Raw genomic sequence first — 19,003 nt, 5'->3', positions numbered from 1 at the left:
TGGTCACGTATGGAAAAAAGGGGGGCTCAAGCGTACATAGAAGGGCGTAGATTAAAGAGGTGAACGAGCGGTTTATTCGGCTGAGTGCTCAAGCAGAATGGCCATGCCTTGACCGCCGCCAATGCAAGCGGCCGCTATGCCATAGCGCAAGCCATCACGCTTGATTTGTCGGGCCAAGGACATTGCTAGCCGCAAGCCCGTTGCAGCCAGTGGGTGCCCAATGGCGATAGCTCCGCCATGAACGTTGAGCTTGGTTGGGTCGAGATCCAGCTCACGTGCAACTGCGAGCACCTGCGCACCCTGAGCCTCGTTGATTTCGAAGCGGTCGATATCATCGAGAGTGAGGCCGCTACGTTCCAGCAGTAGCCGAATGGCGGGTGCCGGTCCAATACCCATGATCTCGGGGGCTACGCCAACCACGATCGTGGCGCATAGGCGTGCGAGAGATGACCTGGCCGCGTGAGTCCCTGCCATCACCAGCGCCGCTGCTGCGCCGTCGACCACGGCGGCGCTGTTACCAGCCGTTTGTACACCGCCGTCGTATACCGGCGGCAATTGGTTCAATACCTTCCGAGGCGAAGGCCGAATATGTGTGTCTTGGTCTACCCGGGTAATTTTACGAGGTAGGCGAATGCGCCTATCACTATAACCGGGGAGGGAGAAGGTTTCGTTTTCAACAGCAATGATATCCGTGGAGAGAATCCCTTGCGCTTGGGCTTCGACCGCCCGGGAGAAGCTGCGCTCCGCATAGGCGTCTACCTGCTCACGAGTGATGGCATAGCGCTGCGCCAGTGTGTCGGCGGTCTGAATCATCGATACATTGGGTGCCGGATCCATTAGCGCTTCCCACAGGAAGTCTTTGAAGGCCACCTGTGCACCCAGTTTGAAGCCACCTCTGTGCGTGTAGGCTGCAATTGGGTTGCGGGTCATGGATTCCGTGCCGACGCACAGCACGCAATTGGCCTGCCCGAGTGCAATCTGTTCCGCAGCTTGTTTCAACAGCTCAAAACCGGTGCCGCAAACACGCTGTGTGTGTAGCGCAGGCACCTCCTGAGGGACGCCTGCATACAATCCAATATGGCGGGGGAGTAAATAGGCGTCGAAACTTGCCTGTGCCACCGACCCAGCGATCACCGAATCAACGCTTGCCGGTGGTGTACCGCTCATGTCCAGTACTGCCTTGGCGACCCAGATGCCCAGATCCGTGGGGGAGATCGCCCCCAGTACACCGTTCAGGTCGGTGAACGGTGTGCGTACAGCGGCAACTAAATGGGTATCCTCAAATGCCGTGTAGTGCCCGCGTGTCATAGTTATTCTCCCAAAATAGCGTAGCGGGCGGCGTATAGCTGCCCGTGCGCTCTGGTGGCGGCTGACGCCCTGATGTTAACAGTGCCGGTAGTTAAGACGCTGGGCTGGTGGGCAGGATAATGCGTGGATCGTGGAGTGGCTCAGCGTAGAGACAGGCCACGAGATCCGAGTAGCGCTCGCGAACTAGGCGCTGATTCACCGAGCCCTTGTCGGTCAGTTCACCGCGGTCAACGGAAAGCGGTTGATCGAGCAGTAATAGGCGCTCTAAACGCATGGAGCTTGACTGGCCGCGGCAGTGGGTTGCCAGGCGCTGTGCGAACCATTGGTGCAGGCTGGCGTCGGTGGACAGAGCTTCAAGGGAGCTATCCGCTGAGCCAAGCTTCTGCTCGCAGGCGGGAAGGTTCAGCACGACGATGCCCGTCAGGTAGTCACGCCCTTCGCCGACCACCACGATGTCTTGTACCAGCGGGGCAAAGTGCTCGACAAGGTTTAGGCGCAGGGTGCCCACATTGACCCAGGTTCCGGTCACCAGTTTGAAATTCTCGCTTAGCCGGCCGTCAAAGATTAGCCCCCGTTCGGGGTGGTCTGGGTCAAGAAGGCGCATGGCATCTCCGGTACAGTAGTAGCCTTCGTGGTCAAACGCCTCACTGGTTCGCTGGGTGTCGCGCCAGTAGCCTGGAGTGATGTTGAGGCCCTTGAGGCGCGCCTCCCACTTATCATCCGTCGCTACCAGTTTCAGCGCCATGCCAGGTACGGGCTGCCCGATCAACCCCGGTGTCTCGCTGGGCTCTTCGGTGCAAAATGCCAGACATGCTTCGGTAGAGCCCAGCCCCGTCAACATGGGAACTGGAGCCCCGCGCGTCTGTTTGCCTAGGCTCTCTAAGGCGGTGCGCACATGGGCGGGCAGTACGGCCCCCCCGAAGTGCAGCATTTCCAGGTCACGGAAAAAGGCTTCACGCAGGGTGTCATCGTTACGCAAGTGCTCGACTAGTGCTTCAAACCCTTTGGGAACATTGCAGTAAAACGTCGGCGACACTTCGCGCAGATTCTCGACGGTTCGCTGAACCCCCTGGGCGGTGGGGTTACCGTCATCAATGTATAACGAGCCTCCGTTATGCATTGCCATCCCCAAAATCGTATTGCCGCCGAAAGTGTGGTGCCAGGGGAGCCAGTCGACTAACACCGGGGTGCGCCGTTCTAGAAAGCTCAGCCGTTTCGCCAGCATGGCTTGGTTACTGCATAGCATGCGATGGGTGTTAATCACCGCTTTCGGCATGCCCGTCGACCCTGAGGTAAACAGTAGTTTAGCGATACTGTCAGGCGTTACACGGGCGTGGGCATCGTCAACCTCTGCGCTTGCCGGCGTCGCTGTCAGTGAGTCAAACGCCAGGGCCCGCTGAGCTGGTACCTTGGCCACACAGGTGACGTTATTATCGCAAACGGCTGCCAGTGCCTTGCCAAAGCGCGTCTCTTCATCGACAAATAGCATTCCTGGGGTTACCAGCTCCACCACATGCCTAAGCTTAACGAAATCCTCAGACAGCAGCGCGTAAGAGGGCGACACCGGCACGTAGGGAATGCCCACATGCATGGCGGCACAGGCAAGCAGAGCATGTTCGATGCTGTTTCCCGACAGCACCATCAGCGGCCGCTCCGTCGACAGGCCATGATCAATCAGTGCTTGTGCCAGACGAATCACTTGTGGCATTGCTTCGCCGAAGGTTAGCGTTCGCCACCTGTGTCGACCCTCTTCTCGCTCAGCCAAAAAGGGGCTCAGTGGTGTTTCGCTTGCCCAATGGGTTAGGCGCTGGGTCATGCTGCTGGGATAGCTGGGAACATCGCCCCCGTGTAGTCGGTACTCATGGAGGGGTGGCTTGGTAAGCGGAGGGGGGAGTGACATGAATAGCTCCATAGCGAAAAATCTTGGATTTGTTGTGTGCTGTCATCTTGGCGAATATAGTTATAGTTGTTAACTAGATGATTGGCTAGGATGCTGATTTAAGACCTTGGTTGTAATTATTTAAATAAGATGGGAATTGACGCATGACCACATCTAAAAAAAGCACGTCTGTTCAGCAAGTTGAGCCCGAAGAAAAAGAGCCGACTTCTGTCGCCGGCCTGGTGCTTGAAAATCGCCTTGGGTACGCCTTGAGAAGGGCTCAACTCTCCGTTTTTAAACATTTTAATGAGGCCATGCAGGAGTATGAAATACGCCCTGCCCAGTTCTCTTCGCTCGTGGTGATTGAAGGCTATCCCGGCATCACCCAAACCAATTTAGCCAAAATACTGGACATTGATCCGCCCAGAATCGTTAGCTTAATTAATAATCTGGAGGAAAGAGGGCTTGCTCTGCGGGTGCGATGTAAGCGAGATCGGCGCTCCCACGGGATTTTTCTTAGCAAAAAAGGGGAAGCCTTAACCGAACAGCTAAAAGAACTGGCTGAACAGAGTGATATCAATGCAACTCAAGCACTTAGTGAAATTGAGCGGCGCCAATTGCTGTCTCTTTTAGTGAAAATATACGCAGCGGATACCATCGAGGAATAAAACTTTAGGCGTATTTTTGTCGGCAACGCTTGCATGCTCTCTCAAAGACAATTACTTATATTAAGTAACTAGTTTGGTTGTGACGGTCTCGCGGTGTATAGCGCAAGGTGTGTTTCAGCCATACAGCGAACTCCAAAAACAAGAGACGAAGCGATGAGCAGCTTAGCGACGGTACCGACAATCGGCACTGCATTGATGCGCCGTAGCCTTGAGACACCCTGTAGGGTTGCCGCGATAAGCGGCGGCTTGCTGGTCGCAGCACTCGCGATCATCACCGTCGTTAGTATTCTTGGCCGGTGGCTAGCCAGTGCGCCAATCTTAAGTGAACTGCCTATATTGGAATGGGTGGGCCCCATCACTGGCGATTACGAGCTGGTGGAAATGGGTACTGCCATTGCCGTTTTTCTGTTTTTACCTTACTGCCATCTTCGCGGTGGGCATGTCACGGTGGATCTACTGGTCATGCATGCGCCGCCCATGGTTCAACGCCTGCTCGCTGTTGTCGCAGAAACGCTTTTTTTGGTGGTGGCAGGGTTAATGACCTGGCGCCTCTATCATGGCTTGCTCGATAAACGACGCTATATGGAAACCAGCATGCTGCTGGATATACCGCTCTGGTGGGGGTATGTCGGTGGTCTGGTGGGGTTCGCGCTGTTGACGCTGGTGTGTCTCTATCGCACCTGCGATGCGTTTACTTACGATCCACATCAGCAAGGTTCTAAACAAAATAGTTCGAATCAAAATAGTCCGACTCAAGGCAGCTCGGCTAAAGAAAGCTCCGCCCAGGGAGACCTGTGATGACACCACTCACTTTGGGCGCTAGCGGCTTTGTGGTACTGCTATTCATGATGGCTACGCGTATTCCTATTGGCCTGGCCATGCTAGTTGTCGGTGCCGTAGGTATGATGCTGATTACTGGCCCGATGGGCATTTTAAATGGCTTAAAGACGCTCCCTTACGAACACTTTTCCAGCCATACGCTATCCATCATTCCGCTTTTCCTGCTGATGGGGCAGTTCGCGGCGAGAGCCGGTCTCTCCCGAGCCATGTTTCAGGCGGCCAACGACTGGCTGGGTCACCGCCGCGGTGGGCTGGCGATGTCTACCATAGGCGCTTGCGGCGCTTTTGGGGCCATCTGTGGCTCTTCGCTGGCTACCGCCGCCACCATGACCAAAGTGGCGCTGCCCGAAATGGAGCGTCAAGGGTATCGCGGCAGCCTGGCGACCGGCGCACTGGCCGCTGGCGGCACCCTGGGCATTTTGATTCCCCCTTCTGTGGTGTTGGTTATCTACGCAATTCTGGCCGAGCAAAACATAAATGAAATGTTTGCCGCCGCCCTGGTGCCGGGTTTGTTAGCGGTGTTCAGCTATATGCTGGCCATCTCGCTTTACGTGCGCTTTTTCCCTGACAGTGCGCCGAGTAAAGCGAAAGCATCCCGGAGCGAGCGTTGGCGCTCACTGCTGGAGGTTTGGCCAGGAGCAGCGATCTTTATCGTGGTGATTGGAGGCATCTATACCGGTATCTTTACGCCGACCGAAGCCGCCGCCGTCGGTGCGGTCTCCACCGGTGCCCTGGCAATAACAAGAGGCGGACTGCGTTGGAACGGCCTGCGGGACTGTGTGCTTGAGACCGCGGTGACCTCGGCAATGATCTTCTTCATTGTCCTTGGCGCCAGTGTCTTCAATAGCTTCCTTGCCCTGACCCAGCTTCCGCAAATGACCGCCGGTTGGATAGTGGGGCTTGAGATCAGCCCCTGGGTGGTTCTGGCCGGCATTTTGTTCTGCTATTTGGTGCTTGGCTGCTTTATGGACAGCCTCTCGATGATCCTGCTCACCGTGCCTATCTTTCTGCCCATCGTCACCGGGATGGACTTCGGTATGCCCGCAACGGATGTGGCGATATGGTTCGGTATTTTAGCGCTGGTGGTCGTCGAGGTTGGCATGATCACGCCGCCGGTGGGGCTGAACATTTTCATTATCCACTCCATGGCGCCACGCATTCCTTTAACGGAAACCTTTAAAGGCATCCTGCCTTTTTTAGCGGCCGATCTTATTCGCATTATTTTGCTGGTGCTCTTCCCCGCCATCTCGCTTGGCTTCGTCTACTTAATAAATTGATCAAGGTGGTCACATGTCCCATGACGCGAGCCAGCGAAGGTTAACGTCCATCGTGATGGCGAGGAGATAGCTAAGCGAAAAGTTCAGCGCTGAACAGATTGTTAAACAGTCGTTTTTGATAAGTAACGTTGTAAGTCGTTCGATAAAACCTGAGGAGTAAGAGATGAGTAACTACCAAGATCGCTGGCAAACCGTGAAAGTAAACGTCGAAGAGGGCATTGCCTGGGTGACGTTGAATCGCCCTGAAAAGCGCAACGCCATGAGCCCGACGCTCAACCGTGAAATGATCGATGTGCTGGAGACCATCGAGCTGGATCAAGAGGCCCACGTACTAGTGTTGACCGGCGAGGGTGAATCCTTTTCAGCCGGTATGGATCTTAAAGAGTACTTCCGCGAGATCGACGCCAGCCCCGAGATCGTTCAGGTCAAGGTGCGCCGTGACGCCTCTACCTGGCAGTGGAAGTTACTGCGCCACTACGCCAAGCCCACCATTGCCATGGTTAATGGCTGGTGCTTTGGCGGCGCTTTCTCGCCGCTGGTTGCCTGCGATTTGGCGATTGCCGCCGACGAGTCGGTATTCGGTCTTTCCGAAATCAACTGGGGTATTCCCCCAGGCAACCTGGTTAGCAAAGCCATGGCCGACACCGTAGGCCACCGTGAAGCGCTCTACTACATCATGACCGGGGAAACATTTACCGGCCCCCAGGCGGCCAAAATGGGGCTGGTTAACAGAAGCGTGCCATTGACTGAATTACGCGAAGCCACCCGCGAGCTGGCAGCAACGTTGCGCGATAAGAACCCCGTTGTGATGCGTGCTGCCAAGACGGGCTTCAAAATGTGCCGCGAACTGACCTGGGAGCAGAACGAGGAGTATCTCTACGCCAAGCTCGACCAGGCGCAGCAGCTTGATCCTGAGCAGGGGCGTGAGCAAGGGCTGAAGCAGTTCCTTGATGACAAGAGCATCAAGCCGGGACTAGAGAGCTACCATCGATAAGTACGGGATCTGAACAACAACAATCGATAATCCTTTAAACGAGAGGTCGTCATGGATCTGAAACTGTTAATTGGTGGAGAGCAGTGTGCCGCTGAACAAAGCGCGAACTTTACTCGGGCCAATCCGCTGACTGGTAGCGTCGTCACCCAGGCTGCGGCGGCCTCTGCCGCCGATGCTGCTCGGGCAGCAGAAGCAGCCGCGAAAGCATTTCCTGCCTGGTCAAGAACGGGGCCCGGCGAGAAGCGCGCCAAGCTGCTAAAGGCCGCAGAGGCCATGGAGGCACGCCAAGCCGATTTTATCGAACGCATGGTGGATGAAACTGGCGCTACGCCAGGCTGGGCAGGTTTTAACGTGATGGTCGCCGCCAGCATTCTACGCGAGGCCGCGTCGCTGACCACGCAAGTGGGGGGTGAGGTCATCCCTTCTAACGTGCCCGATAACTTAGCGATGGGCGTGCGCGTGCCCTGCGGTGTGGTGGTGGGCATTGCGCCCTGGAACGCACCGATTATTCTTGGCACCCGTGCCATCGCCACACCGCTGGCGTGCGGCAATACGGTGGTACTCAAGGCTTCTGAACAGTGCCCCGGAACCCACCACCTGATTGGGGAGGTGCTGATCGAGGCGGGCCTGGGCGATGGCATCGTTAACGTGGTGACCAATGCGCCCCCGCAGGCCGCCGAGGTCGTCGAGGCGCTGATCGAACATCAAGCCGTGCGCCGTATCAATTTCACCGGCTCGACCGAGGTAGGACGCATCATTGCCGAAAAGGCAGCGCGCCATCTCAAGCCGGTATTGCTGGAGCTGGGGGGCAAAGCCCCATTCGTGGTACTTGAAGATGCTGACCTTGACGCCGCCGTGGAGGCCGCTGCCTTTGGCGCCTTCTTCAATCAGGGGCAGATCTGTATGTCCACTGAGCGGCTGATTGTGGTGGATGCGGTCGCTGATGCCTTCGTCGAAAAACTGGCTCGCAAAGCACAAACGCTGCGCGCGGGCGATCCCCGGGGAGAAGGTAACGCGCTGGGTACGCTGATCAATCGCGAATCGGGCGAGAAGCTCAACACCCTGCTTGACGACGCCCAACGGCATGGCGCTCGTTTAGCCTGTGGCGGTAAGGCCGAAGGCGTCATTATGCAGCCTACCGTGGTCGATGGGGTTACCAAGGCGATGCGCCTCTATGGCGAAGAGTCGTTTGGCCCGGTGGTGGCGCTGATGCGTGTCAAGGATGAGGAGGAAGCCCTGCGTGTGGCGAACGATAGTGAATATGGCCTGTCTGCCGCCGTCTTCAGCCGCGATACCGCCCGGGCGATGCAGTTTGCCCAACGCATTGAGTCGGGTATTTGCCATATCAATGCGCCCACCGTCCACGATGAGCCGCAGATGCCCTTTGGCGGCGTTAAATCGAGCGGCTATGGACGCTTTGGCGGTAAGGCCGGGATTGAGGAGTTCACCGACCTGCGCTGGATGACTCTGCAGCTTGGCCCGCGCCATTACCCTATTTAGATTAGCCAGGAACTTATGTCTTACAAGAAAGCGAAGTAAATAAGGAGTTCATTACAATGACAATAAAACCCACACTCGCCAGCCTCGCGTTGTTAAGCGGCATACTCTTCAGCGCTAGTGGCTACGCCCAAGACACGGTGACCCTGCGCTTGCACCACTTTGCTGCCCCTGCCACGCCAGTGCAGACCGAGTATCTGGAGCCTTGGGCTAAGCGTATCGAAGAGCAGTCCGAGGGGGCTATCAAGGTAGAAATATTCCCTGCCATGCAGTTGGGTGGGTCGGCGCCCTCGCTCTATGATCAAGCCAAGGATGGGGTAGTGGATATTGCCTGGACATTGCTCAGCTATACGCCTAATCGCTTCCCGGAGTCTGAGGCCTTCGACCAACCCTTCCTGCCCACAACGGGGGAAGCCACCAGCATGGCAGCCCATGAGTTTGCGACAACGCATATGCAGGCTGCCTTTGAGGGCGTCTACCCTATCGCCGTATTTGCCCATACGCCGGGCAAAATCCATACCAGAGATACGTCTATAGAAAACGCCGACGATCTGAAAGGGCTAGCCATGCGCGCGCCCTCGAAGACGATGAATCGCTATCTGGGGCTGCTTGGCGCGCAAGCGGTGGGTATGCCGATGCCACAAATTCCAGAAGCGATTTCGCGGGGGGTGATCGACGGCCTGACGCTACCCTTTGAGAGCGCAGCGGCATTGGGCGTGCTGGATATCGCCCAGAACCACACCTTTTTCGAGGGTGAGCAAGGTTTGTATACGGCAATGATGGTACTGGGCTTAAACCAAGCTAGCTATGATGCACTCTCGCCGGAACTGAAACAGGTGATTGACGATAATGCCGGGCTTGAAGAGGCGCAGCGTATCGGTCAGGTCATGGATCAAGCGGAAGAGAAGGCGATTGAAGCCATTGAAGCGAGTGGTGAAGGTGAAATGTTCTACATCGCTCAAGACTCACTGGCACCCTGGCAGGCAGCCGCTGAGACGGCCACGGCTCAGTGGATTGACGACATGGGTAACCGAGGCTTTGATGGTCAACTGCTCTATGATGAGGCGACTCGCTTAGTAGAGAAATATACCGAGCAGACAATGTAGTCAGTCTTTGTTCTTGTCAGTAAGCCGCCTTCGTACTAGCGAAGGCGGCTTTTATTATTGGTGCATCAGGGGATGGCTAGTCGCGTGGTCATTAGGTAGTTCGACTATGGTCGTGAAGTGATATTGGAAAAGTCCAAGTTTCTGTTGCTATTTTGCTTTTCGGGACGGGTATGCAGGCTGGAACACTGATTACCTTTGATCGTGCGGGTATAAAGGCTCGCTGCGGTGCCTAAACATAGACGAATGTCGATTAGCCCTACGCCTCATAGTGGACTAATGTGGTTGCTTAAAGCGAACTAGTATTCGCTATGCGAACTTACAATAATCCAAGAAAGTCCTGGAGGCTCCTATGAAAATGTCCCTATCCCGATGCATTTTGGCAGCGGCAATTACTGGCCTGGCCGTTAGCTCTGCCCAGGCAGAGACCACCCTGCGGATGGCCCACTTTTGGCCTGGCCCTTCAGGCGTTAATGAAGATGTTTTGCAGGCATGGGCCAATACCATTGCAGAAGAATCCAATGGCGATCTAACCATTCAAATGTTTCCCGCCGGTACCCTAGCCAAACCGGACTCCATTTATGAAGCTGCTGCCAACGGTATAGCCGATATTGGTGCCACCGCCCAGGGCTATACTGCCGGTCGCTTCCCCCTCTCACAGATCGTCGAACTACCTGGGGTAGCGAGCACGGCAACGCAAGGTGCTTGCGTACTGCAAACGCTCTATGACGACGGCCATTTGGATAGCGAATACGAAGACACCCGCCCGCTGTTTATGTTTACCACGGGCCCCGGTGGCATCCACACCATCGACACCGATGTGCAAACCCCTGCCGACCTGGAAGGGCTGCGCATTCGCCGTCCCACCGCTGTAGCGGGCGAGATGCTGGAAAATATGGGCGCGATTCCTGTGGGCATGCCTGCCCCTGATATCTACACCTCCATGCAGCGTGGTGTTATTGAAGGTTTGAGCTTTCCCTGGGAAGGCCTCAAAGGCTTCCGCATCAACGAGCTAGTGAGTTATCACACCGAAGTGCCCTTTTACACGCTGATCTTCGTCGCCACCATGAACCAGCGCGCCTATGACAGCCTGACGCCAGAGCAACAAGCGGTAATCGATAATAACTCAGGCATGAAGTGGGCTGAAAACGCCGGTGCGGTGTTTGATCGGCTTGATGTAGAAGGCAAACAAGAAGCTGCTGATGCAGGCCATACCATTCGCGAAATCGAAAATCCGTTAGCGCATCCTGATTGGCAAGAACCGCTCGAAACCGGTATTGAAAACTACCTAACGCAGCTGGAAGAGCGCGGTCTGGACCAGGCCCGAGATGTATATCAAGCAGCACTGGCAGCCAGTGAGTCGTGTGGTACCCAATAGGGGTAAGGTTATATGAAGTCTACTCTCTATAGGGCCAGCCACTGGCTGGCCCTCATTTGTCGCTTGGTGGCTGGCATCGCACTGATTGGGTTGCTGGCAGTAACCATTGCTGATGTAAGTACGCGTTATCTATCGCGTATAACGGAAGGTGCAATTGCACTGCGCGTTTCAGGCAGTGTAGAGCTGGTTAGCTATTTGATGCTGTTTGCGCTACTAGCGGCCATGGCGGCTAATGTGGAGAAAAGCCAAGTGGTGGTAGAGGCGTTCTCCCACGGCTTGCCGCAAGCGATAAAAAATCGCCTGCAGGGGCTCTTTTTCCTCGGCTTTATGGCGCTGGGGCTGATTCTGTTTGTGGGTTTGCTGGATTCGGCCGCAGCGGCCAGTCGGCACGGCGAAATAACCCAAGACCTGCGGCTACCCTTGGGGCCGATTTACCAGTTGGCAGCAGTGCTCAGCTTGCTACTGGGGATACGTAGCTTTATTCACGCCTTGCTCGGCGTTATTTATGCAGTGGGTGAGGAGGCAACTCATGGGGAGTGAAGCGATTGGTGCCATTGGTCTAGGGCTTTTATTGGTATTGATGATTCTGCGCGTACCGGTCGCCTTAACCATGCTCATTGTGGGGGTAGTGGGGTTTGCGCAAATCATTAGTTGGGATGCGGCTGTAGCGCAGTTAAAAACCGTACCGGTGGAAGTACTCTCTAACTACAGTTTCAGCGCCGTGCCCATGTTTATCTTGATGGGCGTGCTGGCTGCTCATTCGGGGATGGCCGGTAAGCTGTTTGATTCAACGCGTATTATTTGCGGTGGCTGGAAGGGCGGCCTGGCGATTGCGGCCGTGGGCTCTTGCGGCATCTTCTCCGCTATCTCCGGCTCTTCGTTAGCCACGGCGAGCACCATGACCCGGGTAGCGTTGCCGGAGATGGAGCGCTATGGCTATAACCGTGGTTTAGCAACTGGCGCGCTGGCTGCAGGCGGCACGCTGGGCATTATGATTCCGCCCAGTATCGCACTGCTTATCTACGCCATTCTTACCGAACAGTCCGTTGGCGATATGTTCATGGCGGGGCTGATTCCCGGTCTGCTGGGGCTGGTGATGTATTCACTGACCATTACCGTGGTGATGTACCTGCGCCCCTCCCTGGCGGTAGCGGGCGAACCCACTGCTTGGAAAGAGAAGCTGCTATCGCTGACCGGTTTAGTGCCCTTCTTTGGCGTTTTCCTGGTGATGATTTTAGGTATCTATTTTGGTGCCTTTACACCGACGGAGGGCGCTAGCGTCGGGGCGTTCGCCACGCTGCTTTATGCCCTTTCGAAAGGCATGCGCGGTGCGCAGCTATGGCATAGCGTACAAGAGACGTTGGCGCTCTCTGCGGTGGTGTTCTTTATGCTGGTGGGGGCTGAAACGCTGGGTTACTTCATCTCGGTGTCGCGCATTTCGTTCTCTATCACTGACCTGCTCTACGGCATGGATCTCACTCCTATTGTCGTGGTGCTGTGCATTCTGGCGCTCTACTTTGTGCTGGGAATGTTTATGGACTCCATCGCCATGCTGGTAATCACCGTACCGGTGGTTTATCCGATTATTCAGGCAATGGGTATCGACCCGGTATGGTTCGGTATTTTGACCGTACTGACCGTTGAGCTGGGACTGATGACCCCGCCGGTGGGGATGAACGTGTTTGTGATTAAAGCGATGGCGCCGCACGTGGGGCTGGGGGAGATATTTAAAGGGGTTACACCCTTTGTAGTGTCTGACTTGCTGCGCCTGACGCTTTTGATTCTTTTCCCGGTGCTCTCGACCTTCTTTTTACTTTAAGTAAATTGAAATAAGCGACGTACAATATCGTCATTACCGCTGTTGAGAGAGGAAGCCGCCCGGCGCAAGGCCGGGCTGAGCTGGTTTTGAGGAGAAAATAGTCGACGACAAGCGAGGGAATAAAATAACCAACGATGCGCGGTTTAGTGGATAGGATGACGCACGATGGGTTTTATTGCCCGACCATGCTCGGCATCGTCGATCGCTTGGTTGATCTGATCAAAATCGTAGAAGGTCACCAATCGATCAAAGGGGAAGCGGCCCTGTTCATACAGCCGAATCAGCGCCGGTATAAAGATATCGGGCAGCGAGTCGCCTTCCACAATGCCCCGCAGGCTACGCCCCGCTGACATCATATGGGTCAGATTCAGTTCCACCGTGGTCGTGGGGTCGGAGGCGCCAACAATCCCGCAGGTGCCGCGCGGCGCCAGTGCATCCACTGCTTTTTGAATGACGGTGGGCAGGCCCGTGGTATCGAGCGCATGATCAACGCCGATGCCGCCCGTGGCTTGGAAGATCTGCTCCATCAGGTCTTCTGCGTTGGCGGGAATGGCATGACTAGCGCCAAGCTCTTTTGCCAGTGCCAGCCGCTGTTCGTGGAGGTCGACCGCAATGATGGTGGTCGCACCGGCGACCACCCCCGCCATGATCGCGGAAAGCCCCACGGAGCCGGTGCCAAACACCAGCAGTGAATCGCCCGGTGCCACAGCAAGCGAGTTCAGCACTGCACCGGCACCGGTTTGCACACCGCAGGCCAGAGGGCCGAGCAGTTCCAGTGGCGCTGAAGTGGGCACCTTGACGATATTGCGTTCATGGCAGAGGGCGTGGCTGGCGAAAGAGGACTGGCCGAAGATATTGGCGTGAACCGGCTCGGCGTCTTTCGATAGGCCGATGGAGCCATCGGCACGGGTGCCAAAGAAATTCCGTGGGAAAAAATCATGGCAGTAGCTGGCTTGGCCACCCGAGCAACTGGGGCAATGGCCGCAGGAGTTGAAGGTCATGACCACAGGGTCACCGACTTCCACTTTGGTCACTCCGGCCCCAACCGATTCAACAATACCGGCGCCTTCATGGCCGAGTACCACGGGTTGAGGTGTAGGTAGCTGCTGGTCGCGCATGGCGATATCAGTGTGACAAATGCCGGTGGCGATCACACGCACCAGGATTTCGCCTGCGCGGGGCGCTTCAAGCTGTAACGTTTCGATAGAAAATGGTGCCCGAGGCGAGCGGGCAACGGCGGCAATGATATTCATGGCAGGCTCCTGCTGGTTTCAAGAAGATTACTTGGCGATCACCACCGACTGAATCGCGGTGTATTCGTGAAGTCCTGCCTCGGCGAACTCCACCCCGATGCCGGACTGCTTATGGCCGCCGAAAGGAATGTGCGGCGCCATGGCGAAGTGCTGGTTGACCCAGGCGCTGCCTGATTCCAACCGACAGGCGATCTGTTTGCCCAGCGTGAGGTCTTGCGTCCATACCGAACCGCCCAGGCCATAAGGTGAGTTATTGGCTCGCGCTATGGCCTCATCGATATCATCAAAGCGCAGCAGTGAGCGTACCGGGCCAAAAATCTCTTCATCCACTAGCGGGTTACCTTCCTCGATATCGCGAATCAAGGTGGGTTCGACGAAGTAGCCTGGGCCGTAGGTATTGCCTCCAGCAATAACGCGGCCGTGCTGGGGGGCCTGCTCCAGTAGCTTTTGCACTGCCTCGAACTGTTGACGGTTCTGCACGGGGCCATACTGAGTCTCTGGGTCTAATCCTTCGCCTAGCTTGGCGTCGCGGGCCTGCTCGGCGAGGGCGTCGCACATGCGGTCGTAGATGCCGGACTGAATATAGAGGCGCTTAATCGACATGCACACCTGGCCGGAGTTGACGAAGGCCAGCGCGAACAGCTGCGGTGCCACGGCGTCGACGTCCACATCGTCCAGCACGATGGCGGCATCGTTGCCACCCAGCTCCAGGGTGAGGCGCTGCAAGCTATCGGCTGCAGAACGCATGACTGCCCGGCCGGTGGCCGTGGAACCCGTGAAGGACACCTTATTGATGCCGCCATGGCCGGTGAGCAAGGGGCCAACATCACCACCGTCCGGCAGTATGTTGACCACGCCTGGCGGTACCAGGTCGGCAATCATTTCCCCCAGGCGCAGGGTCGCCAGCGGTGTGGTGGGGCTTGGCTTGATAAGGCAGGTGTTGCCCGCAATCAGCGCTGGCCCCAGTTTGTAGCAGGCCATCACGAGCGGAAAATTCCAGGGCACGATAGCGGCCACAACGCCTAGGGGGCGTCGGTGGAGTTCAGCGCGCTGGCGCTCGTCGTCTTGCAGCGTGCGGGGTGAAAGATCCATTTCAGCGAAATAGCGCAAGATGGCCGGAGCCTGACTGGTTTCGACCGCGGCGCCTGCCAGAGGCTTACCCTGTTCCAGGGTTATCCACCGCTGCAGCTCCTCGGCATTTTCCTCAATGCAGTCGGCGATGGCGTGTAACGTCTGGCGGCGTTGTTCCATGGGCGCGTCCCGCCAGGCAGGCCACGCCTTTCTTGCCGCACCAATGGCACGCTCGACGTCTTCAGGCGTGGCCTGGGGGCAGTAGGTCAGGAACTCTTCATTACTGGGATTGATGACGGGCATCTGCTGAGTGCCAGAGACCAGCTCACCATTAATGAGGGCGTGAAATTTATGATTATTTTGCATGATGCTTCTCCTGTTGCGGCTACCCCATTCAATGCCGCATCGAGTGCTTGGTCTTGTGCATCCCTGCAGATTACTTGACGATTTCTGCAACGGTGGGTTGCCAAGCATAAGCACCTGGATCAAGCTAAATAATCGTGAAGTCCTATCAATAATAGAAACAACAAAATCGGAGTCACCCTGACATGAATGCCCTTACCTCAAGAGGGGCAGCATTCCCCGATAGAGCGCCGCCATTCTCGTTAAGCACTACCAGTCTGGAATCTTTCGTGCAAGCAAACGAAAGGCAACTGCTGCCCCTTGAGGTCGCACCATTAACGTCCACGTTTTTCGCCAGGCTGCGAGGGCAGGACTTGCTGCGAAGTCGACTGGTATACATCGCCAGCTCGCCGGTGCGCGTTGCTCGCACACCACGGCTAGCGGCGCAGACCGATGGCGATCATATCTTTAAGCTGGTTTGGCAATTACGCGGTGGCGCGCTGATGACACAGGGCGGCCAAACCATCCGGTTAGCCCCTGGCAAGATGACTATTTATCGGCTATCGAGCCCCTATCAGCTGCATACCCACGGGGATTATCGAGCCCTGATGCTGAAAGTCGATCTTGCCGATATGCCTGAATGGCGACGGTTGGCCGAACGTTGTGAAGGGCTTGCCATCCCTGTAGATGCCGCTGCTCATGCTGCGCTAGCCGCACTGCGCGTTCAACTGAGGTGGGGCAGTGACCCATCGATAGGCCAAGTGGAAGACGCCGCCTTGGAGCTGGTGTTCGGGTCGTTCTGGCGCTACCAAAGGGAGCAGCTTTATAACGCACCCATGCCCAGTGAACGGCTTACCAAAGCACGACGTGTGGTGCTTGAGCGCCTTGCTGATACGCTGCTGGCTCCTGAAGATCTGGCCTATGCCCTGAATATGTCGGTGCGAGGGCTTTACGATGAGTTCCGGCGTTACCGTATGACACCACCCGCAGCATTCATCCGTGAATTACGCTTGGAGCAGTGCTACTTGGCACTGTTAGACGCCACTCCTCAAAGGCGCAGCATCACTCATATCGCTCTGGAGCACGGTTTTTCTGATGGTGCGCATTTTGCCAGGGTGTTCCGCAAGCGCTATGGGGTATCACCTGGCGATCTTCGGGCACGCGGAAAACAGTTGGGTTAGCGGCGAAGCAGTCAAGCAGCCTGGCGTTTATCGTGGAGCCTGCTGCCGCAAGCGAAAATCCCGCGGTGAAAGCGTGGTATTGCGCTTAAAAAAGCGCGTGAAGTAAGCCGGTTCAGAGAAGCCTAAGTTGTCAGAGACTTGGCCAATGGTCATATTGGTATAGGTGAGCTGGCGCTTGGCCTCCAGCAGCAAACGTTCGTGCAGCAACTGCAGGGCGCTGTGTCCGGCGAGTTGGCGGCAGAGCATATTCAAGTGCGCACTACTCACCCCAACCTGCTCGGCTAACTGTTCAATACTCGGCTGCTCGCGATAGTGCGCTTCGATCAGCGCTTGATAGTGCTCTAAATGCTGCCGTCCTTTGTCACTCTGGCGGGGGCCGTAGCGCTTTGCCGTGCTGCCGGTATAAGCACAAAGGCGCGATAGCTCTACCACCAAAGCTTGAATAAGTGCTTCGAGCAGGCTGTTCCGTCCGGGGGCCGGTTGGCGGTACTCCTGGTCGATCTGAGCGACCAGGGTGGCAATTCGCTCAGCCCGATTGGCCTGTAGCAGCGGGTAGAAGTCGGCTTTTTTTAGCGTACTGTTCTCACCCATTAACGTATGTAAGTGGTCAGCCAATGGCTTAGCCAAGGTAATGATGTGCCCCTGCACATCCGGTGAAAAGATAAAGCCGTGAATAGTCATCGCGGGCACCACGATCGCGCTGGCACTCTGAAGCTGGTGGCTCGTTCCCTCCAGCTCTAACTCAACGCTACCTTGCGCAATAAACAGAATATGCACCAGGTCGGCATGGCGATGCGGGCGTATACGCCAGTCATGTAGCTGGCTGCGCTCAGGGATGGATTCGCAGTGAAGCAAGTCTGGCGTGGGCCAATGCTGCGTCTCGCCATAGAGCTTAAATACCGGAACGGACGTTGCCGATGAGGCTGGCATCACCTACATCTCCTATACGACTAAGGTTGAGTAATAACACGCTAAATGTCCAATAATTGATCTAGATCATGCCTTATTATGCGACGTGTTTCATTGAAAAATACAAGTCATAAGTTTTTGATAATGACAACGATGAGGCATCCCCTATGAAGACACAGGTCGCGATTATTGGCGCTGGCCCTTCTGGCCTACTGCTGGGGCAGCTACTCCATCGCCAAGGCATTGATAATGTGATTGTTGAGCGGCGTAGCGGTGAGTATGTATTGAGCCGTATCCGCGCCGGTGTGCTTGAGCAAGGCATGGTGGACTTACTGCGCGAAGCGGGTGTTGACCAGCGCATGGATGAAGAGGGCTTACCCCATGACGGTTTTGAGCTTGTTTTCGACAACCGCCGCGTGCGAGTCGCACTGGATGAACTTACCGGCGGCAGTAAAGTCATGGTTTACGGCCAAACGGAGGTAACGCGGGATTTAATGGAGGCTCGCGAAGCCGCTGGCGCAACCACGCTTTATGAAGCAGACAACGTCCAGCCTCACGATCTGGATAGTGACCACCCCTACCTAACCTTTGAGCACAACGGCGAAACGATCCGGCTGGAGTGCGACTATATCGCTGGTTGTGACGGCTACCATGGCGTCTCCCGTCAGGCGATCCCGCAAGAGCGCATAAAAGAGTTCGAAAAGGTTTACCCGTTTGGCTGGTTGGGCTTGCTATCGGATACTCCGCCGGTCTCCGATGAGCTGATTTACGCACGCCATGAGCGCGGCTTCAGCCTCTGCAGCATGCGCTCCGCTACTCGCAGCCGCTACTACCTCCAGGTGCCGTTAGATGAAAAGGTAGAAAATTGGTCTGACGAGCGTTTTTGGGAAGAGCTCAAGCGCCGCCTGCCTGACGAGGTGGCCGCCAAGCTTGTCACCGGGCCCTCCATCGAGAAGAGCATCGCACCGCTGCGCAGCTACGTGGTCGAACCAATGCAGTACGGGCGGCTGTTCCTGGTCGGTGATGCGGCGCATATTGTACCGCCCACCGGTGCCAAAGGGCTTAACCTGGCCGCCAGCGATGTGAACACGCTCTATCGGCTAATGGTGAAGGTTTACCAAGAAGGCCGCACGGATTTGATCGAGCGCTACTCGCAAACCTGCCTGAAGCGCATCTGGAAGGCGGAGCGCTTCTCCTGGTGGATGACCTCCATGCTGCACAACTTCTCTGACCAAGAGGATTTTAACAGCCGCATGCAGTTAGCCGAATTGGACTACGTGACCAGCTCTAAAGCGGGGCTGACCACCATCGCGGAAAACTATGTGGGGCTGCCCTACGAGTCTCTGGAGTAGCCCTAAGAAACCTCTGATTAACTATTGTACTTGCTCATACGGCGTTAAAAATCGTCTCATGCGCGAGTCCGGACTCGGCGCGCATCACATCAGTTTCTATAGCAGGCGAGAAAATACCGGGCACTGTTGAAA

General features: G+C 56.2%; 16 protein-coding genes. 11 read left to right on the top strand and 5 right to left on the bottom strand.

From position 1 onward, the window contains the following. Positions 1–72 precede the first annotated feature (72 nt). Together SR894_RS21755 and SR894_RS21750 are read right to left on the bottom strand one after the other, a co-directional pair. Positions 73–1,308, bottom strand: coding sequence for a thiolase family protein (locus SR894_RS21755; protein WP_223288344.1), 1,236 nt, complete (start codon positions 1,306–1,308; stop codon positions 73–75). Between the two features lie 91 nt (positions 1,309–1,399). Further along, a complete protein-coding gene (locus SR894_RS21750; RefSeq protein ID WP_246638148.1) occupies positions 1,400–3,208 on the bottom strand; it encodes a feruloyl-CoA synthase in 1,809 nt (602 codons plus the stop codon). Positions 3,209–3,351: 143 nt separating this feature from the next. Here SR894_RS21750 and SR894_RS21745 point away from each other — a divergent pair, with 143 nt between their 5' ends. The 9 genes from SR894_RS21745 (at position 3,352) to SR894_RS21705 (ending at position 12,763) form a co-directional block, all read left to right on the top strand. Then, positions 3,352–3,855 carry a MarR family winged helix-turn-helix transcriptional regulator gene (locus SR894_RS21745; RefSeq protein ID WP_223288346.1) on the top strand — a complete coding sequence of 168 codons (504 nt, stop codon included), beginning with the start codon at positions 3,352–3,354 and terminating at the stop codon, positions 3,853–3,855. 153 nt (positions 3,856–4,008) lie between these two features. Further along, complete coding sequence (locus SR894_RS21740; protein WP_223288347.1) at positions 4,009–4,653, top strand: TRAP transporter small permease; 645 nt, start codon at positions 4,009–4,011, stop codon at positions 4,651–4,653. Next, the gene (locus SR894_RS21735) at positions 4,653–5,972 is read left to right on the top strand and encodes a TRAP transporter large permease (RefSeq protein ID WP_133732201.1); all 1,320 of its coding nucleotides are present in this window, start codon (positions 4,653–4,655) and stop codon (positions 5,970–5,972) included. The genes SR894_RS21740 and SR894_RS21735 overlap by 1 nt, the downstream gene beginning before the upstream one ends. A 163-nt stretch (positions 5,973–6,135) precedes the next feature. Then, positions 6,136–6,966 carry a p-hydroxycinnamoyl CoA hydratase/lyase gene (locus SR894_RS21730; RefSeq protein WP_133732200.1) on the top strand — a complete coding sequence of 277 codons (831 nt, stop codon included), beginning with the start codon at positions 6,136–6,138 and terminating at the stop codon, positions 6,964–6,966. A 51-nt stretch (positions 6,967–7,017) separates the two neighbouring features. Further along, positions 7,018–8,466 carry an aldehyde dehydrogenase gene (locus SR894_RS21725; RefSeq protein ID WP_223288348.1) on the top strand — a complete coding sequence of 483 codons (1,449 nt, stop codon included), beginning with the start codon at positions 7,018–7,020 and terminating at the stop codon, positions 8,464–8,466. 56 nt (positions 8,467–8,522) lie between these two features. Then, complete coding sequence (locus SR894_RS21720) at positions 8,523–9,569, top strand: TRAP transporter substrate-binding protein (RefSeq protein WP_223288349.1); 1,047 nt, start codon at positions 8,523–8,525, stop codon at positions 9,567–9,569. A gap of 349 nt (positions 9,570–9,918) precedes the next feature. Beyond that, positions 9,919–10,944, top strand: coding sequence for a TRAP transporter substrate-binding protein (locus tag SR894_RS21715; RefSeq protein ID WP_223288350.1), 1,026 nt, complete (start codon positions 9,919–9,921; stop codon positions 10,942–10,944). Positions 10,945–10,956: 12 nt separating this feature from the next. Then, positions 10,957–11,484 carry a TRAP transporter small permease gene (locus SR894_RS21710; RefSeq protein ID WP_138799563.1) on the top strand — a complete coding sequence of 176 codons (528 nt, stop codon included), beginning with the start codon at positions 10,957–10,959 and terminating at the stop codon, positions 11,482–11,484. Continuing rightward, entirely contained in the window at positions 11,474–12,763 is a 1,290-nt protein-coding gene (locus SR894_RS21705; RefSeq protein WP_223288351.1) for a TRAP transporter large permease, read from the top strand. The genes SR894_RS21710 and SR894_RS21705 overlap by 11 nt, the downstream gene beginning before the upstream one ends. A gap of 143 nt (positions 12,764–12,906) precedes the next feature. Here SR894_RS21705 and SR894_RS21700 read toward each other — a convergent pair whose 3' ends face one another. Then, positions 12,907–14,016 carry an NAD(P)-dependent alcohol dehydrogenase gene (locus SR894_RS21700; protein ID WP_223288352.1) on the bottom strand — a complete coding sequence of 370 codons (1,110 nt, stop codon included), beginning with the start codon at positions 14,014–14,016 and terminating at the stop codon, positions 12,907–12,909. Between the two features lie 27 nt (positions 14,017–14,043). Continuing rightward, positions 14,044–15,453 carry an aldehyde dehydrogenase family protein gene (locus SR894_RS21695; RefSeq protein ID WP_223288353.1) on the bottom strand — a complete coding sequence of 470 codons (1,410 nt, stop codon included), beginning with the start codon at positions 15,451–15,453 and terminating at the stop codon, positions 14,044–14,046. Positions 15,454–15,719: 266 nt separating this feature from the next. Between SR894_RS21695 and SR894_RS21690 the strand changes: the two genes are divergently transcribed. Next, positions 15,720–16,610 carry a helix-turn-helix domain-containing protein gene (locus SR894_RS21690; protein WP_223288354.1) on the top strand — a complete coding sequence of 297 codons (891 nt, stop codon included), beginning with the start codon at positions 15,720–15,722 and terminating at the stop codon, positions 16,608–16,610. Positions 16,611–16,637: 27 nt separating this feature from the next. On the opposite strand, the gene SR894_RS21685 is transcribed toward SR894_RS21690, so the two are convergent. Next, the gene (locus SR894_RS21685; RefSeq protein ID WP_223288355.1) at positions 16,638–17,540 is read right to left on the bottom strand and encodes a helix-turn-helix domain-containing protein; all 903 of its coding nucleotides are present in this window, start codon (positions 17,538–17,540) and stop codon (positions 16,638–16,640) included. A 146-nt stretch (positions 17,541–17,686) separates the two neighbouring features. Here SR894_RS21685 and pobA point away from each other — a divergent pair, with 146 nt between their 5' ends. Further along, the gene (gene pobA / locus SR894_RS21680) at positions 17,687–18,871 is read left to right on the top strand and encodes a 4-hydroxybenzoate 3-monooxygenase (protein WP_223288356.1); all 1,185 of its coding nucleotides are present in this window, start codon (positions 17,687–17,689) and stop codon (positions 18,869–18,871) included. Positions 18,872–19,003: the final 132 nt, after the last annotated feature.

It is taken from the genome of Vreelandella neptunia (assembly GCF_034479615.1).
Classification (GTDB): Bacteria; Pseudomonadota; Gammaproteobacteria; order Pseudomonadales; family Halomonadaceae; genus Vreelandella; species Vreelandella neptunia.
This window is presented reverse-complemented; position numbering and strand designations above follow the sequence as displayed.

Excerpts from the sequence above, each read along its gene's own strand:
- SR894_RS21755 (WP_223288344.1), bottom strand. The coding sequence starts at position 1,308 with ATGACACGCGGGCACTACACGGCATTTGAGGATACCCATTTAGTTGCC.
- SR894_RS21750 (WP_246638148.1), bottom strand. The coding sequence starts at position 3,208 with ATGTCACTCCCCCCTCCGCTTACCAAGCCACCCCTCCATGAGTACCGA.
- SR894_RS21745 (WP_223288346.1), top strand. The coding sequence starts at position 3,352 with ATGACCACATCTAAAAAAAGCACGTCTGTTCAGCAAGTTGAGCCCGAA.
- SR894_RS21740 (WP_223288347.1), top strand. The coding sequence starts at position 4,009 with ATGAGCAGCTTAGCGACGGTACCGACAATCGGCACTGCATTGATGCGC.
- SR894_RS21735 (WP_133732201.1), top strand. The coding sequence starts at position 4,653 with ATGACACCACTCACTTTGGGCGCTAGCGGCTTTGTGGTACTGCTATTC.
- SR894_RS21730 (WP_133732200.1), top strand. The coding sequence starts at position 6,136 with ATGAGTAACTACCAAGATCGCTGGCAAACCGTGAAAGTAAACGTCGAA.
- SR894_RS21725 (WP_223288348.1), top strand. The coding sequence starts at position 7,018 with ATGGATCTGAAACTGTTAATTGGTGGAGAGCAGTGTGCCGCTGAACAA.
- SR894_RS21720 (WP_223288349.1), top strand. The coding sequence starts at position 8,523 with ATGACAATAAAACCCACACTCGCCAGCCTCGCGTTGTTAAGCGGCATA.
- SR894_RS21715 (WP_223288350.1), top strand. The coding sequence starts at position 9,919 with ATGAAAATGTCCCTATCCCGATGCATTTTGGCAGCGGCAATTACTGGC.
- SR894_RS21710 (WP_138799563.1), top strand. The coding sequence starts at position 10,957 with ATGAAGTCTACTCTCTATAGGGCCAGCCACTGGCTGGCCCTCATTTGT.
- SR894_RS21705 (WP_223288351.1), top strand. The coding sequence starts at position 11,474 with ATGGGGAGTGAAGCGATTGGTGCCATTGGTCTAGGGCTTTTATTGGTA.
- SR894_RS21700 (WP_223288352.1), bottom strand. The coding sequence starts at position 14,016 with ATGAATATCATTGCCGCCGTTGCCCGCTCGCCTCGGGCACCATTTTCT.
- SR894_RS21695 (WP_223288353.1), bottom strand. The coding sequence starts at position 15,453 with ATGCAAAATAATCATAAATTTCACGCCCTCATTAATGGTGAGCTGGTC.
- SR894_RS21685 (WP_223288355.1), bottom strand. The coding sequence starts at position 17,540 with ATGCCAGCCTCATCGGCAACGTCCGTTCCGGTATTTAAGCTCTATGGC.
- pobA (WP_223288356.1), top strand. The coding sequence starts at position 17,687 with ATGAAGACACAGGTCGCGATTATTGGCGCTGGCCCTTCTGGCCTACTG.